Genomic DNA, 16155 nt, shown 5'->3' on the forward strand with positions numbered 1-16155 from the left:
AATCAAAAAAATGTTCAACCGTAAAATAAAAATATAATGTTTTGCTACTAAAATCTTCTTTTGATATAATAACATATTTGTAGATGTTTTGCCAATATAGATGCATTTTAATATTTTTGTAATTGCTAAAAAAAGTCGATAATAGTATAATTCATATAGGACAATAAAAGAAAAAGGACAGATAAGTTTAAGGAGTAGATTTAATATGCAATATTTAATAACGCTGATAAGTACTTTCTTAATTGTTTTCTTAATTACTCCACCTATAATGAAGGTGGCTCATAAATTGGAATTTACAGATAAGCCAACTGAGCGAAAAAAGCATAGAGGACCAATACCACTTTGTGGTGGACTTGGGATTTATATAGGTTTTTTTATAGTATATTTTTTAACAATTAATGATGATAGACATGAAGAACTATGGATATTTATTTCAGCAACATTAATATTTTTAATTGGTGTAGTAGATGATTATTTTAAAACTAAAGGGAGAGAATTTCCTATATATCCAAGATTAATAATTCAGGTTTTAGCTGCAGTTTTAGTATTTAAAGCTGGTATAGTTTTTGAGGGATTTAGAAATCCATTTTCAGGGGAATATATATTGCTATCGAGAACTATACAATTTTTATTAACTATTACATGGATATTTGGCGTTACTACGGTAATAAATTGGTCAGATGGTATGGATGGATTAGCAGGAGGAATATCATTAATTTCTTCGGTTACATTCTTTTTTGCTGCAATAATACTTGGACAAGGAGTATCAGCTCAATTTTCAATTATACTGGCAGGAGCAATTTTAGGATTCTTAGTTTACAATAGGCATCCAGCAAGAATATTTATGGGGGATTCTGGTGCTAATCTTATAGGGTTTCTATTAAGTATTATAGCTATTGATGGTGCTTTTAAGCAAGCTACTGTTTTAAGTTTGTTTTTGCCAATATTGGCATTGGCAGTTCCTATATTTGACAATTTATTTGTCATATTTAAAAGATTCCGTGAAGGAAAACCTGTATATCAAGCTGATAGAAGTCAAATGCATTTTAGACTAGAGGAAAGAGGACTTAGTATAAATCAAATAGTTACACTTATACTAGCAATAAGTTTTATATGCAGTGGATTATCTATATTGCTACTGTTGATAAAAAAATAATTATATTTACAAAAGTGTATAAATAGTATATTATAATAACTATAAATTAATATTTATCTTATCATGAGAGGTGGAGGGACTGGCCCAGTGAAACCCGGCAACCAATATATATGTAATATGTGTATGATGGTGCTAAATCCTGCAGCAAAGCTGAAAGATAAGGGTTATTATAGTGTAGAAATTTATTATACCTAAAGGATAACCTTTAGGTATTTTTTATTAAAGGGGGCATTTATATGAAGATAGGCGAAATATTTGAAAATAAAAAAACTGTTTTTTCTTTTGAAATATTTCCTCCTAAAACGACATCATCGGTTGAGACTATTTATAGAACATTAGAAGAGTTAAAGGGATTGAATCCAGACTATATTAGTGTTACATATGGTGCTGGAGGAAGTATAACTGATAATAAAACGATAGAATTATCTTCATTGGTAAAGAATAAATATGGTATAGAAGCTGTAGCGCATTTAACTTGTATTAATTCATCTAAAGAAGATATAGAGTACTATTTAAATTCCCTGAAGAATAATAATATCGAAAATGTACTTGCATTAAGAGGAGATATACCAGCTGATGGACAAATGAAGGGAGAATTTAAATATGCTTCAGAAATTATTAAAAACATTAACAAATACAATGATTTTAATATTGCAGCAGCTTGTTATCCAGAAGGGCATATTGAAAATAAAGGTATGCTAAAAGAAATTGAAAATATGAAGAGAAAAGAAGAAGCTGGGGCCGCTTATTTTATTTCTCAGTTATTTTTTGATAATAACTTATATTATGATTTTCTTAATAAAGTAAAAGCTGCAAATATAAAAATACCAATTGAAGCTGGAATTATGCCAGTTACAAATAAAAAGCAAATAGAGAGAATGGTTTCATTAAGTGGAGCATCACTCCCAAAGAAGTTCACTAAAATCATGGATAAATATGAATATAATCCAGAAGCTTTAAGAGAGGCTGGAATAGCATACGCAGTAGAGCAAATCGTAGATCTTATATCTACTGGAGTTGATGGAATACATCTATATGTTATGAATAATTCATATTTAGCCAAAAAGATTAGTGGAAGTATTGAAACTATTTTAGCTACAGAAAATAAAGTTTATTAAGATAGGAGAATGTAAAAATGGAAAAAGTAGAAAGTTTTGAATTAGATCACAGAAAGGTAAAAGCACCTTATATAAGAAAGTGTTGTTTATTAGATGGACCAAAAGGGGACAAAGTTACAAAATTTGATTTAAGATTCCTTCAACCTAATAAAGAAGCTTTTGGAACAGCAGCCATGCATGGACTTGAACATTTATTAGCACATGAACTTAGAGGAAGATTAGATGGAATAATTGATTTATCTCCAATGGGATGTAGAACAGGATTCTATTTAAGTATATGGGGAGATAGGGAGGCTGCTGAAATTAAAGAAGCATTAGAAAGTTCTTTAAAGGAAGTTTTAAAGGCTAAAGAGATTCCAGCAGCAAATGATATACAATGTGGAAATTACAGAGATTTATCACTATTTGGAGCTAAGGAATATGTAAAAGAAGCATTAGATAGAGGTTTTTCTTTAAACATATTTGGTGAATAAAAACTATTTAAAATTAAGAAACTATAAATACCTAAGGGCGAAGTCCTTAGGTATTTATGCTATAAAGAACAAAATATTGATAAGTTTTTTGAAAATTTAATTGATGAAACTATCGAAGAAAATAGAAAAAATTTATTTCCTGGGAAATCAGTACCTGTAATAATTAGGTTAATAATTAAAAGAAAGTATTGGTGTAAAATGGATAAGTTAAAGGTGTTTACATAAGGGGCAAGATAAAGTATACTGGTGTATATACATTAATGAGGTGATGAATATATGAATAGTAGAACAAAAGAAATGATATATGCAGCTTTATTGACAGCGTTAGCTATAATAATTCCAGTGCAGTTTTCATTTTTAAGGGTAATAATTCCACCATTTAGCGCAACTGTGGCTTCTCATGTACCAATGTTTATTGCAATGTTAGTTTCACCTATGGTAGCAGTTGTAGTAGGTGTAGGATCAGTTGTTGGTTTTCTATTCACAGGATTACCAATGCCTATAGTTTTTAGAGCGGCGATACACATTTTGGTAGGGCTTGTTGGTGCAATAATAATAAAGAGAAGTAGAAGTTATGTTAAGGCATCAATATTTACAGCTCCGATTCATGGTATAGGGGAAGCTTTAGTAGTTATACCTTTTGTAGGGTTTAATGTTTATCAATTACTAGTAGTAGTGTGTGTAGGGACAATTATACATCATGCTGTTGATAGTACAATTGCTTATGCTATTGTAAAGGCAATTGCTAAGGCTAGAAGAAAAAGCATTTATAATACTTTTAATGAAGTTATAACAAAGCAATTAACTTAAAATATTTTTCAAGTAAAGTCATGAATAAGATTTTATACATGGCTTTATTTTTATATACAAAATATGGTATGATGACCTTGTTGTAAATTTTTTTATAGGATAGAAGCTATGATGAATGCAAAAGCAATTGCTTAGGAATATCGTAATATTCAAAATTGAATTTGCGATATTTTTATATTATAATTTTAAATTAGTTATGTTTAAAACAAATATAATAAGTATTTGTGTAAAAGTAAAAAAATTACAATATGAAACACAAAAAAATAAATATTGAGGTAAGTTATGAATAAAAATATGAAAGAGGAAAATGAAGTTCTTCTAAAAAAAAGAAAGTTAATTAAAGAAGAAATTGAAGAAAAAAAATCAAATATAAAAGATATAGAGAAGAGAGTTAAAGCTTTGAGTAAAGAAGCTAAGGGAAGTTATAGTGAGGAAAAAGAAACTACCGAAAAGATTTATGAAGTTTTAACAAGAGAAATAAACAGCTACGAAGATGCATTAGAAGAACCTTACTTTGGAAGAGTTGACTTTAGGGAATATAGAGGACTTGGGGAAAGCATATATATAGGTAAAAAAGGTATTAGTAATATAAAAAAAGGTGAAGAGGTAGTTGTAGACTGGAGAGCACCTGTTGCTGACCTTTATTATAGTGGAACAGGTGGAGAAGCTTTCTATAAAGCACCAGCTGGAATTATTGAAGGAGAGCTTAATCTAAAAAGAAAGTTTCTATTTGAAGATGGAAAAATAAAAGAACTTTTTGATGAAGGTTTAAACGAACTTATGATAAATGGGGAGGAGGGCACAGAACTTGTCGACGAGTTTCTTAAAGTTAACTTAGAAGAGAGTAGGGGGAAGAAGCTTAAGGAAGTAGTTGCAACTATACAAAAAGAACAAAATGACATTATAAGATGGCCTAAAAATCTGCCTATTATAGTTCAGGGATCAGCAGGTTCTGGTAAAACAACAATTGCACTTCATAGACTTGCATATTTAATTTATAGATATAGAGAAACTATGCAGGGAGAAGATATCTTAGTATTAGCTCCAAATAAACTTTTTTTGGATTATATTTCAGATATTTTACCAAGTTTAGGTGCTGATAAGGTTAAGCAAAATACTTTTGAAGACTTGGTACTATCTAAGCTTAAAATGAATGGGAAAATATATAACAAAGATGAAAAGTTGAAAAGTATATTAGAAGAAAAAAATGAAGAAAAACGTAAATTAATAGTTAATTCTAGTAAGGTTAAGGGAACTTTGGTTTACAAAACCATGATAGATAGATATATTGCACTTGTTGAAAGTAGAGCGCTAGATATACATGACATTACAATTGAAGGGGAAGTAATCTTTAGTAAAAAAGAGATAATTAGATTGTATCTTAAAGATTTAAAGTCATACCCAATAAATAAGAGAAAAGATGAAATAAAAAGATATCTTAATCTTAAAATAAGGGAAAGATTAGCTCAAATCTTAAATAAAATAGATACAGAATGGAATTTTAAAATTAAAGATGTAAAGGCTGAATTAGAAGATTCTGAGGAGAGAAGAAAAAAACTTATAGCAATATATGATGCAAGGGATGCTATAAAAGATAATATAAATAAAAATTTGAAAAAAGAATTTAATTTATATTTTAAAAATTGGAGAGGAATAAGTTCAAAAGATATTTATTATAATTTTTTCAATGATGAAGAATTATTTAGTATAGCAACGGATGATAAAATTCCTGAAATTTTGGCAGACTATATGAGAGGAGAGTTTAATTCAAATTATGAAAAGAATATAATTGATGAAGATGATTTAGCAGCCCTTTTATATATAAGAGTTTTATTAGAAGGTATAGAGGAAAAGGAGAAATTCAAGCATATTGTAGTTGATGAGGCACAAGACTATAGTCCGTTTCAAATTTTTCTTGTTAATAAACTTTCAAAGGGAAATTCTTTAACTTTAGTTGGAGATTTAGCTCAAGGAATATATTATTATAAGGGAGTAAAGACTTGGGAAGATATAACTAAAGGTTTATTTAATGGAGAAGCTACATATATACAATTAACACAAAGTTATAGATCTACTGTTGAAATAATTGATTTTGCTGAAAAAGCATTACTCGCGCAAAACTTAGGGCTCAAGAATGCAAAACCAGTTCTGAGACATGGAGAAAAACCTAAGACAATAAAAGTTGATTCTGAAGAAGAATATGCAAGTGTTCTAGATAGTATAATAGACGAAGTGAAAGAAAAAGGAAAAAATACAGTTGCGATTATAACTAAAAATAGCGAAGAGGCGTTAGAATTATCCCAATATCTTAAAAAGAAGAGCAAATATAAATTCCAATTAATTAAAGGTAAAGAGAAAGAAGTTTCTGAAGAATTAATAATATTACCTTCATATATAACTAAAGGGTTAGAATTTGATTGTACGATTATATTAAATCCAAGTGAAGAAAATTATGGAGAAAATCTATTAGATGAAAGATTATTGTACGTAGCTCTTACTAGAGCTCTACACTTAGAGTATATAATTGAAAATGAAAAAATTTCATATTTAATTAATAAAAGTTGTTAAAAAACAATTCAATTAGCTTGTAAGTAGAAACCAAAACTAGTATAATTTATTAAGAGAGAATTGTTATTAGGAGGTAATCATATGTCAGCAGAGAAATTGAATGATGATATTTATTGGATTGGAGTAAAAGATCCGGAATTGAAAATTTTTGATATTATAATGGAAACAAAAAGAGGAACTACTTATAATTCATATGTAATAAATGATGAAAAAGTAGTAATAATAGATAGTTGTAAAAATGGATTTTATGAAGATTATAAAAAAAGTTTAAAAGATATTATTGGAGAAAAAAAGGTAGATTATATAGTAGTGCAACATACTGAACTAGACCATAGCGGTACTGTAAAGATGTTACTTAAAGATTATCCAGAAGCTACAGTCATAGGGACTAAAATGGCTTTAAATTTCTTAAAAAATATAGTGAATGAACCCTTTAATGGGTTAGAAGCTGATGAAGATGTAAATATTGGGAATAATACATTGCAATTTATAAAAGCACCAAATCTACATTGGCCTGACACTATGTTTACTTATGTTAAAGAAAAGAAATTATTATTTACCTGTGATTTTACTGGGTGTCATTATTGTCCTGAAAAATCAATTAAAGATCTTGTAGCAGACGATTATTTAGATGAAATGAAATATTACTTTGATTGTATAATGGGACCTTTCAAGCCATATGTTTTGAAGGGACTTGAAAAGATAAAGAATTTAGAAATTGATATGATGGCTACAAGTCATGGACCAGTCCATCAAGGAGAGAATGTAGCTAAAGCGTTAGACTATTATAGAGAATGGGCTTCAGAAGAACCTATCGATCCTAAAAAAGTAGAGATATTTTATGTAACTGCTTATGGAAACACTGGAGATATAGCAATTTACATGAGGAATAAGCTAGAAGAAAAGGGATATAAGGCAGATGTTCATGAAATAACAGCTATGTCGATTGAAGAAGCTGTTAGATTAATTGAGAGAGCTAAAGGATTTATGATAGGATCACCAACAATAAATGCAGATGCGGTAAAACCTGCTTGGGATTTATTATCTCTCGTTAATGTTAATATAAATAGAAGTAAGGCTGCATTAGCCTTTGGATCCTATGGATGGAGCGGTGAAGGAGTTCCTATGCTAACAGCAAGATTAAAGTCGTTAAAGTTAAAGGTAGTGGAGGAAGGATTTAAGTTTTATTTTGTTCCATCAGAAGATGATTATAAAAAAGCAGATGAAATGGTTGAGAATTTTATTAGTTTAATGTAAAATGTATGTAATTAAAGACACTTATTTTTAAATAAGTGTCTTATTTAATTAGAATTATTATTAAGAAAGAAGTGAACTATAATTGGAAGATAAAGAAATAATGTCATTTAGAGATGAGAATGGTAATAAGGTAGATTTTGAAGCTGTAGCTAGAATATTTGTTGAAAAGAAAGAATATTTATTATTAGCACCACTTGAAGAAAAAGACAGTGAGGATGTTTTTGTCTTTAGGATAGATAATGTAGATGGAAAAGAAGAGTTAAATTTGGTGGAAGATGATAAAGAATTTTTAGCAGTTAAGAAGGAATATAAGAAACTTATTTATTAAGGAGCATAGATCAAATGGAAATCACAGAAATTATAGAATTTTTAGAAGATAATGATATATCAGAGATTAAGGAAATAAAATCCGAAGATAATTATGTTGTATTTAACTTCTTTTATGATTTTGACAAAGAAGAGATGTCTGCAGCAAGGTCATATGCTAATGAAGAAAGCGACGTAGAGGAAGAAAGTAATGAGTGGTATAGAGAGTGGTATTTTTCATATTTATATGATGTGGCTAAGGACAATATAGAGGAAATACTTGATGATATGAATGAAGAGTTTGGAACTTCAAGTCTTTCGAAAGTTATAACTAGCCATGCTAATAATATTGAATATGTTAAGTTTGCAGTTATAGTATGCAATAATACTTTTGAATGGGATATGGAAGATGCATTAAACGATTACTTATAGGCAAGAATTGCATATTGCATTGTATAAATTATATGTTATAATAGAAACATAAAGAGATCCTGAGATGTACGCCTAGCTTACTATGTTCAACCTACATATTATATACGGGATTTGCAACAGTTTTATGGATGTCGAGCTTCCGTTTTGTTAGAAGATGGCTGAAGTAAGATGAGCTTAACCCACCTGCGAGGCGCAGGTATGAATGTATAAGCAAACGGCATGTTGGGAATTGATTGTATTTAAAAACCTCAATAGTTAATATTGAGGTTTTTTTATATAGTTTTAGGCGGTGATATATAAATCTTATGCCGATAACCCTAGATAAAAAAATTGGCGCCTTTTGGAACAGTGGTTTATATATAATAATTTCTGGTATTTATAGATTAGCTTGTCCAAATTTTTAGACAAAATTATCATAAAGAAATTAGTAGGTGGAAGGAATCTAAGTAAAAAATTAATTAGCTTTTTTCTACGATTTATTTGTTTTATTAGTATTGTCCTATTCATAGTATCACCCCTTTATATAGTAAAAAAATAATTTATGGGATAATTATACCATAATGGTGAAAAATGTAAATTAAAACAGTTAGATAAGATTTTACATAAAAATACAAGTTAGTATAAAATTGGAGAGAAATATATAGGATAATGTATTATTAAAAATCTTCGTAGCATAAATGAAAAATAAATGTCAGCATTAAGGAAAGGTTGATAAAAGGAATGGTTGATAATATAGTGAATAATATGTAAAATAAGCTTAAGATATATTATAAGGAGTTGTATTAATGGATATTGATTCAATGAAGATAGAGGAAGTTATAGAGAATATAAATAGGTTATATAAGAAAAGTCAAGAAGAAGGATTGTCAGATCAAGAAAAGGAATTACAGCAGAAATTTAGACAAAGATATATTGATAATGTTAAACGTAATTTTAGAGGGCAATTAGAAGGAATTGAACCCAAAAAGAAAAAATAAGAGGTGATTAAAGTTGGCGGTAAGGGTAGAAAAGCTTATTAAGGATTTTGATTTAGAGGTTTTAGTAAAGGGGAATTTAGAACAAGAAATAAAGGTAAACGATATAAATAGACCAGGCCTTCAGTTAGCGGGGTTTTATAACTATTTCGCTCCAGAAAGAATTCAAGTTATAGGTAAAGCAGAATGGAGCTTTCTAGATGATATGCAATTTGAAGTTAGAAGGAAAAGGTTAAAAAAATATTTTACTTCAGAAATGAATTGTATAATTATATCTAGGGGATTAGAACCGCATGAAGAATTTATAGAATTGGCAGCAAAGAAAGAGATATGGATATTAAGAAGTGAGCTTGTAACAACAAAGCTTATGAGTAAGCTTACATTATATCTTGCAGACAAGCTTGCTCCAGAAACAAGATTACATGGAGTATTAGTAGACGTTTATGGTATAGGAATTCTAATTACAGGAGAAAGTGGGATTGGGAAAAGTGAAACTGCTTTAGAGCTTATTAAGAGGGGACATAGGCTTGTTACTGATGATGCTGTAGATATTAAAGAAATAGATGGTGATCTTATTGGTAGTTCACCAAATGTTACAATAGGGATGTTAGAGGTTAGAGGAATAGGAATAATAGATGTTTCAGCTCTTTATGGATTAAGTTCGGTTCAGCAGAAAAAGAAGATAACCCTTATTATGCATTTTGAACATTGGAAAGATGATAATGATTATGACAGGTTAGGAATAAATGATGAATATATGGACATACTAGGAGTTTACATAAAGAAATTGACAGTGCCAGTGAGACCAGGTAGAAACATAGCAGTTATAATTGAAGCAGCAGCAGTAAATTACCGTCAGCAGTTAATGTCAAACATTTCACCTGTTGATATAATCGAAAAGAGGATGGAGATTGAGGGGAGAAATATGAAGTAAGATAGTAAGAAAGGGATGTAGACAGATGAGTAATGAAGAAAAAAATGTTTGGGAAAAGTACGATGAAAAGGGTGTAAAGAAAGTCTTTGATTTTAGCGATGGATATAAAGAGTTCATATCAAAGTGCAAAACAGAAAGAGAATGTGTTAAGGAAACTATAAAGATAGCTGAAGCTAATGGATTTAGGAATATTGAAGATGTTATAAAAAACGGTGAAAAGCTCAAAGTTTATGATAAAATTTATGCTAATAATAAGGATAAATCAATAGCATTATTCATAATAGGAAAAAATAGATTTGAAGATGGTTTAAAGATATTAGGAGCACATATTGATTCGCCAAGATTAGATATAAAGCAAAATCCTTTATATGAAGATACGGAGCAAGTTCTTTTAGATACACATTATTATGGTGGAATAAAAAAGTATCAGTGGGTTACTTTACCTTTAGCCATTCATGGAGTAGTAGTAAAAAAAGATGGAACTATAATTGATGTTGTAATAGGAGAAGATGACAATGATCCAGTAGTAGGCGTAACTGATCTTTTAGTTCATTTAGCTCAAAATCAATTAGAGAAAAAAGCTAATAAGGTAATTGAAGGGGAAGAATTAAATGTATTAGTAGGAAGTATGCCACTAAAAGGAAAAGAGAAGAATAAAGTTAAGGCCAATATTCTTAAGATATTAAAAGAAAAGTACAATTTTGAAGAGGAAGATTTCATATCAGCAGAACTTGAAGTTGTCCCAGCTGGTAAAGCAAGAGATTATGGAATAGATAGAAGTATGGTTATGGGATATGGACATGATGACAGGGTTTGTTCTTATGCATCACTTATGTCAATAATTGATATAGAAAAGCCAGATAAAACATGTGTATGCATTTTAGTTGACAAAGAAGAAATTGGTAGTGTAGGAGCAACAGGAATGCACTCTAGATTCTTTGAGAATACAGTAGCGGAAGTAATGGATAAAGTTGAAGGTTATTCAGAAATTAAACTTAGAAGATGCTTAAATAATTCTAAGATGTTATCATCTGATGTAAGTGCAGCCTTTGATCCAAACTTTCCATCGGTAATGGAAAAGAAAAATGCTGCTTACTTGGGCAAAGGAATGGTATTTAATAAGTATACTGGAGCAAGAGGAAAATATAATTGTAATGATGCTAATGCTGAATATATGGCTGAAGTTAGAAATATAATGGATAAACATGATGTGACTATACAGACAGCTGAACTTGGAAAAGTAGATCAGGGTGGTGGAGGAACAATCGCATATATTTTAGCTCAATATAATATGGAAGTAATAGATTGCGGAGTGCCTGTTCTTAATATGCATGCGCCTTGGGAAATTGCAAGTAAAGTTGATATATACGAAACTATGAGAGGTTATTACGCATTTTTACTTGAAGCATAATTCAAAAAAATTAGAGTCTTTTATGATTAAAGGCTCTATTTTTTTGCTCAATTTTCATTATAGAATAAATTTTTGCATTAAAAAGTATAATAAAGTTAGTGAGTGATATAGTTTGTAATTACTTGGAGGAGAGATATGTATAAATTTAGAAAAATAATAGGAGTTTTTGCAATTATTATTTTTGCAACAGTGATTTTTCAAGGTAACGAAAAAAATGCTTTGTGTTTATCAAAGGTAAATGAGGAAAAAACTTTAAAGATAGGAGTTATGGAATACAAATCAAGCGATCAATATATTTTGGAAATCCATAAAAGTTTAGAACAGATTCAAAGAGATAATCTGGGCAAAGTTGAATTCCTTTTTTATGATGCAAAAGATAATCAAGAAGTTCAAAATGCAAGTATCAATAAGCTGCTTCAGGAAGGTATTGATCTTTTGGTAGTTAATATAGTAGATATTAATACAGCACAAAATGTAATCAATATGGTTAAACAAAAAAATATACCAATTATTTTCTATAATAGAGAACCACTTACAACAGATGCTATAAAATCATATAATCGAGCTGTATTTATAGGAACCGATGCGGCAGAAGCTGGAATTTTACAAGGAAAAATATTTTACAAACTATGGAGTATCAATAAGAAACTTATCGATAAAAATAGGGATAATAAACTTCAGTACGTTATGCTAAAAGGAGAACCTTATAACATTGAGACTCTTGAAAGAACAAGATACTCTGTATTAACTATTAATAGTGAAGGTATAGGTACAGAAGAATTAACATCGGTTTTTTGCTCATGGGATGGAAGTACAGCAGAAAGTGTCATGAATACTGTATATTTAAGTTATGGAAATAAAATTGAAGCCATTATTTCAAATAATGATGCAATGGCTATAGGGGCAATTAGAACTCTACAAAAATATGGATACAATACTGGAGATCCAAATAAAATGATTCCGATTGTTGGTGTGGATGCCATACCAATTGCAATTGAGTATATTGAAAAAGGATACATGACAGGTACTGTTGTTCAAGATGTTATGGAAACAGCAAAGGCTATCTATACTTGTGGTTTAAATTTAATTAATAGAAAAAGCGCTATTGATGGAACAGCATATAATTTTGATGATACAGGGGTTTCAATTCGTATACCATATAAGGAATATGTAAAATAATTTTTTAAGAAATAAATTATTAAATATAGTTATCTTTAAGGAGGAACTAAATGAAGTATTTTAATAGAATATTAGGAAGCCTTATTTTAATAATTTTAGTATCTTTAATATTTCAAAACTTTTGTAAAAGTGTCTCGAACGTATATAATACAAATGGAATAGTTCCTTTAAAAATTGGAGTTCTTGAATATAAATCTGATGACCAATATATTTTAGAAGTACATAAAAGTTTAGAACAAATTCAAAAAGAAAATGAAGGAAAGGTTGAATTTATTTTTGTAGATTGTAAAAACAGTCAAGAGATACAAAATCTTAGCATAAATAATTTTCTTCAAGGAGGCATTGATATTTTATTTGTAAATTTGGTAGATATAACAGAAGCAAAAACCGTTATAGATATGATTAAACAGAAAAATGTTCCTGTTATATTATATAATAGGGAACCTCCTATAAAAGATTCAATAAGATCCTATAATAGGGCTATATTTGTAGGAACAGACCCAAGTCAAGCAGGTATATTACAAGGTAATATAATAACTAGGCTATGGAAAAGTAACAAAGGAGATATAGATAAAAATGGGGATGGTAAAATTGGGTATATTATGTTAAAAGGAGAACCTAATAATATAGAGACAATAGAAAGGTCTAGATATTCTATTTTAACAATAAATAATGCAGGAATAGAAACAAATGAATTAGAAGCAGTATATTGTAATTGGAGTGAAGATACTGCTAAATATTTTATGCAAACTTTATATTTAAGTTACGGAAATAAAATTGAATTTATAATTTCAAATAATGATGCCATGGCTATAGGGGCTGTAAAAGCTTTACAGAAATATGGATTTAACACTGGAGATCCAAAGAAGATGATTCCAATCGTAGGTGTGGATGCTATACCAGAGGCAAGAGAATATATAAATAAAGGATATATGACAGGAACTGTTTTGCAAGATGCAAATGAAATGGCAAAGGTACTTTATATGAGTGGAGTTAATTTATTCAATGGTAGAAGTGCTATAGAAGGGATACCATATGGATTTGATGACACTGGAGTTTCAATTCGTATACCGTATAAAGAATATCCTCCTATAAATAAATAACTTAAAGATATTCTTTGTATTTGTAGTGAATATTGTGTTAATGTGGGATGAAAAATAAATTAATCTGGCCAAAATTAATTTTATTTTTTAATAAAGTTACAAATGTAATTATTTTAGTTGACAATGAACTTATATGATATATAAACTAAGGTATATGGTTTTATACTAAAAGGGAATAGGGTCGGAATCCCTAGCAGCCCTCGCTACTGTATTAAGCTACGAAATCTTAATAAACCACTGAAAAACAATTTTTGGGAAGGTAAGAAAGTAGGTATGATGCTTTAAGCCAGGAGACCTGCCATAAATCAATCATAAAATTTGCTTCGAGGAGGAAGGAAAATGAAAAAAATAATATCAAGATTTTTAGCAATTATATTTATTTTATCATTAGTTATTGCTATACCAACAAAAGAAACAGTACAAGCTGCTGTAGATAATAATACTTTGGAAAATATGATTAATACAACTGTAGATTATTTAGTTAAAAAGGATGCCTTATATGGAAATGAGTGGAGTGTTGTTGCAATAGCTCGTTCCAAGAAAAGTATACCATCTAGTTATTATGATAAATACTACAAGAGTGTAGAAGGTAAGATTATGGAGGAAGTAAAGAAAGCCGTGCCTTTTACTTCTGATGTAGCTAAGTCAGATTGGACATCAATTACTGATGCTGAAAAATTAGTGTTAGCATTAAATTCAATAGGAAAAGATCCTAAGAATGTGGTAGGATTAAATTTAGTGGATTTAATATGGAACAGAGAAGGTCTTGGAAATAATGGGGTTAGTGAACTTGCATATGCATTAATAGCTTTAGATTCTAAAAATTATGAAGCTCCAGCAAATTCAAAGAACACAAGAAGTTCTATAATTACAAAAATGTTATCACTTAGAACTGGAGATGGTGGATTTAGTTGGGATAATACAGCAGCTACTGCAGATATAGATACAACAGCTATGGTAGTTCAAGCTTTGGCAAAATATTATGATAGACCAGAAGTAAAAACTGCTGTTGATACATGTTTAAATATATTAAAAAATAATCAAACAGCAAAAGGTGACTACGTAAGTGTATATGGTTCTCAAACTTACGAAAGCCCATGTACAGCGGCACAGGTAGTTGTAGCTTTAGATAACCTAAAGAAAAATCCTACTTTAGTTCAAAGTGGATTTGTAAAAACAATGGATTTAATAGATGTTATGACTAGTTATTATGTGCAAGGTGGGGGATTTAAAAACTCTAGTACAGATGAAACTCCTGATAATATTGCATCTACACAATTATTATATGCTTTAGTATCATATGAAAGACTACTAGAAGGGAAAAATTCTTTATATGATCTTATAGATGTTAGTGTACAAGCAAAGCAACTGGAACCTCAAAAAGAAGAGCCTAAAGTTCAACAAATTGAAGTTCAAGATAGAAGTGTAGCTACTAATGTAACTGCTGGTGATACTGCAAAATCTAGTGAAGTAAATGAGATTAAAACTGGAGACAATGGAAGCTTTAATGTGTTATTAATTATTATGGCTGTTATGACAGGCGTAATGGTAGTAATTAGAAAGAAATCATTAAAAGAAGTTAGATAATTAGAGATCAATTCTTAATGGTATTATCCTTAAGAATTGATCTTATTTTGAATAGTTATAAGTATAGTTTAGAGTAATATTTGAGGTGATATTATAATGATAAGAAGATATTGGAAAGTAATAGCTATTTGTATATGTGTATTATTTGCTATAATTCTAGGAATAAGAGGTCTTAAAATACAAACACCTGAAGAGGTGGCGAGTAATAAAGTAGAAGTGATGCAAGATGAAAGTGGAAATACAGATGAGAAAAACGTAGATTCAAATTCACAAAATCAAGTAGTAAATAATGAAAGTGGTAATGATAAAGAAGAGGCTCAAAAGAGTGAATCTAATGAAACAGGGAAAGCGGTAACACCTGCTAGTAAAAATTCAAATGGATCAGAAAATACTGGTTCAGTAGAGTCAGCAAACAATAAACCTATGGATCAAGGGAATAATAATACAGGCACAAGTAATGGTACAAAGCAGGAAGCGCAACAAACTAAGTCATATGTTAACTTTTCTATTGATGCTAAAAATGTTTTGAATAATATGGAGAGTTTGACTGCGGGAAAAGAAAGTACTCTTGGAGACAATGGTAATATTTTTTTAGGAAAAATAGAAATTAATGATGGTGAAAGCGTGTTAGATGTTTTGATTAAGACAGGAATTCCTGTATCTCTGAACGGAAGTTACATTAAAGGAATAAATAATTTGTTTGAAAAAGACTGTGGTAGCAAAAGTGGATGGATGTACAAATATAATGGAAAAGTGCTGGGGAAATCAGCATCAGAGCAGAAAGTTTATAATGGAGATACTATAGCGTTTATATATACATGTGATTATGGAAATGATTTGAGGTAGT

Annotated in this window: 15 protein-coding genes, 1 other RNA gene, 2 riboswitches and 1 other annotated feature (1 of these 19 running past the window's edge); all 16 genes read left to right on the forward strand. The window is 29.6% G+C overall.

The features are described from left to right. Nucleotides 1-20 (reverse strand) — a sequence feature (sodium ion sensor (DUF1646 type); this cis-regulatory element may regulate processes involved in with the transportation of sodium ions); it reaches 31 nt to the left of the window's first position. Nucleotides 21-205: 185 nt separating this feature from the next. Further along, entirely contained in the window at nt 206-1156 is a 951-nt protein-coding gene (locus FAY47_RS08735; RefSeq protein ID WP_143316323.1) for an MraY family glycosyltransferase, read from the forward strand. Between the two features lie 55 nt (nt 1157-1211). Then, nucleotides 1212-1320: riboswitch (SAM riboswitch) on the forward strand. Between the two features lie 72 nt (nt 1321-1392). Continuing rightward, on the forward strand, nt 1393-2274 hold the full coding sequence (gene metF, locus FAY47_RS08740; protein WP_143316324.1) for a methylenetetrahydrofolate reductase [NAD(P)H]: 882 nt from the start codon (nt 1393-1395) through the stop codon (nt 2272-2274). A 17-nt stretch (nt 2275-2291) separates the two neighbouring features. Continuing rightward, nucleotides 2292-2747, forward strand: a complete 456-nt coding sequence (locus FAY47_RS08745) for an S-ribosylhomocysteine lyase (RefSeq protein WP_143316325.1) — start codon at nt 2292-2294, stop codon at nt 2745-2747. Nucleotides 2748-3023: 276 nt separating this feature from the next. Further along, nucleotides 3024-3557 (forward strand): ECF transporter S component, encoded by a 534-nt coding sequence (locus FAY47_RS08750; RefSeq protein ID WP_143316326.1) that lies wholly within the window; start codon nt 3024-3026, stop codon nt 3555-3557. Nucleotides 3558-3839: 282 nt separating this feature from the next. Then, nucleotides 3840-6125 (forward strand): RNA polymerase recycling motor HelD, encoded by a 2286-nt coding sequence (gene helD, locus FAY47_RS08755; RefSeq protein WP_143316327.1) that lies wholly within the window; start codon nt 3840-3842, stop codon nt 6123-6125. 81 nt (nt 6126-6206) lie between these two features. Then, a complete protein-coding gene (locus tag FAY47_RS08760) occupies nt 6207-7382 on the forward strand; it encodes an FprA family A-type flavoprotein (protein WP_143316328.1) in 1176 nt (391 codons plus the stop codon). An 82-nt stretch (nt 7383-7464) separates the two neighbouring features. After that, nucleotides 7465-7710, forward strand: a complete 246-nt coding sequence (locus FAY47_RS08765; protein WP_143316329.1) for a DUF1292 domain-containing protein — start codon at nt 7465-7467, stop codon at nt 7708-7710. Nucleotides 7711-7724: 14 nt separating this feature from the next. Next, nucleotides 7725-8120: a hypothetical protein gene (locus FAY47_RS08770; RefSeq protein ID WP_143316330.1), complete on the forward strand. Its 396-nt coding sequence runs from the start codon at nt 7725-7727 to the stop codon at nt 8118-8120. Between the two features lie 53 nt (nt 8121-8173). Further along, nucleotides 8174-8353: non-coding RNA, 6S RNA (gene ssrS / locus FAY47_RS08775), on the forward strand. Nucleotides 8354-8905: 552 nt separating this feature from the next. Beyond that, nucleotides 8906-9097, forward strand: coding sequence for a DUF896 domain-containing protein (locus FAY47_RS08785; RefSeq protein WP_143316332.1), 192 nt, complete (start codon nt 8906-8908; stop codon nt 9095-9097). 13 nt (nt 9098-9110) lie between these two features. Further along, nucleotides 9111-10028, forward strand: coding sequence for an HPr(Ser) kinase/phosphatase (gene hprK / locus FAY47_RS08790; protein ID WP_143316333.1), 918 nt, complete (start codon nt 9111-9113; stop codon nt 10026-10028). A 25-nt stretch (nt 10029-10053) separates the two neighbouring features. Further along, the gene (locus FAY47_RS08795) at nt 10054-11439 is read left to right on the forward strand and encodes an aminopeptidase (protein WP_143316334.1); all 1386 of its coding nucleotides are present in this window, start codon (nt 10054-10056) and stop codon (nt 11437-11439) included. Between the two features lie 135 nt (nt 11440-11574). After that, nucleotides 11575-12618 carry a galactose ABC transporter substrate-binding protein gene (locus FAY47_RS08800; RefSeq protein ID WP_143316335.1) on the forward strand — a complete coding sequence of 348 codons (1044 nt, stop codon included), beginning with the start codon at nt 11575-11577 and terminating at the stop codon, nt 12616-12618. Nucleotides 12619-12668: 50 nt separating this feature from the next. Then, nucleotides 12669-13721: a galactose ABC transporter substrate-binding protein gene (locus FAY47_RS08805; RefSeq protein WP_143316336.1), complete on the forward strand. Its 1053-nt coding sequence runs from the start codon at nt 12669-12671 to the stop codon at nt 13719-13721. 138 nt (nt 13722-13859) lie between these two features. Then, nucleotides 13860-14039, forward strand: a riboswitch (cobalamin riboswitch). 21 nt (nt 14040-14060) lie between these two features. Continuing rightward, a complete protein-coding gene (locus tag FAY47_RS08810) occupies nt 14061-15308 on the forward strand; it encodes a prenyltransferase/squalene oxidase repeat-containing protein (RefSeq protein ID WP_143316337.1) in 1248 nt (415 codons plus the stop codon). A 96-nt stretch (nt 15309-15404) separates the two neighbouring features. Next, nucleotides 15405-16154, forward strand: a complete 750-nt coding sequence (locus tag FAY47_RS08815) for a DUF4430 domain-containing protein (protein WP_143316338.1) — start codon at nt 15405-15407, stop codon at nt 16152-16154. Nucleotide 16155: the final 1 nt, after the last annotated feature.

The sequence above is a fragment of the Clostridium sp. HBUAS56017 genome (genome assembly GCF_007115085.1).
Lineage (GTDB): Bacteria > Bacillota > Clostridia > Clostridiales > Clostridiaceae > Clostridium > Clostridium cibarium.

Bases quoted from the DNA above. Each gene is read 5' to 3' on its own strand.
- FAY47_RS08735 (WP_143316323.1), top strand. From the start codon at position 206: ATGCAATATTTAATAACGCTGATAAGTACTTTCTTAATTGTTTTCTTA.
- metF (WP_143316324.1), top strand. From the start codon at position 1,393: ATGAAGATAGGCGAAATATTTGAAAATAAAAAAACTGTTTTTTCTTTT.
- FAY47_RS08745 (WP_143316325.1), top strand. From the start codon at position 2,292: ATGGAAAAAGTAGAAAGTTTTGAATTAGATCACAGAAAGGTAAAAGCA.
- FAY47_RS08750 (WP_143316326.1), top strand. From the start codon at position 3,024: ATGAATAGTAGAACAAAAGAAATGATATATGCAGCTTTATTGACAGCG.
- helD (WP_143316327.1), top strand. From the start codon at position 3,840: ATGAATAAAAATATGAAAGAGGAAAATGAAGTTCTTCTAAAAAAAAGA.
- FAY47_RS08760 (WP_143316328.1), top strand. From the start codon at position 6,207: ATGTCAGCAGAGAAATTGAATGATGATATTTATTGGATTGGAGTAAAA.
- FAY47_RS08770 (WP_143316330.1), top strand. From the start codon at position 7,725: ATGGAAATCACAGAAATTATAGAATTTTTAGAAGATAATGATATATCA.
- FAY47_RS08785 (WP_143316332.1), top strand. From the start codon at position 8,906: ATGGATATTGATTCAATGAAGATAGAGGAAGTTATAGAGAATATAAAT.
- FAY47_RS08795 (WP_143316334.1), top strand. From the start codon at position 10,054: ATGAGTAATGAAGAAAAAAATGTTTGGGAAAAGTACGATGAAAAGGGT.
- FAY47_RS08800 (WP_143316335.1), top strand. From the start codon at position 11,575: ATGTATAAATTTAGAAAAATAATAGGAGTTTTTGCAATTATTATTTTT.
- FAY47_RS08805 (WP_143316336.1), top strand. From the start codon at position 12,669: ATGAAGTATTTTAATAGAATATTAGGAAGCCTTATTTTAATAATTTTA.
- FAY47_RS08810 (WP_143316337.1), top strand. From the start codon at position 14,061: ATGAAAAAAATAATATCAAGATTTTTAGCAATTATATTTATTTTATCA.
- FAY47_RS08815 (WP_143316338.1), top strand. From the start codon at position 15,405: ATGATAAGAAGATATTGGAAAGTAATAGCTATTTGTATATGTGTATTA.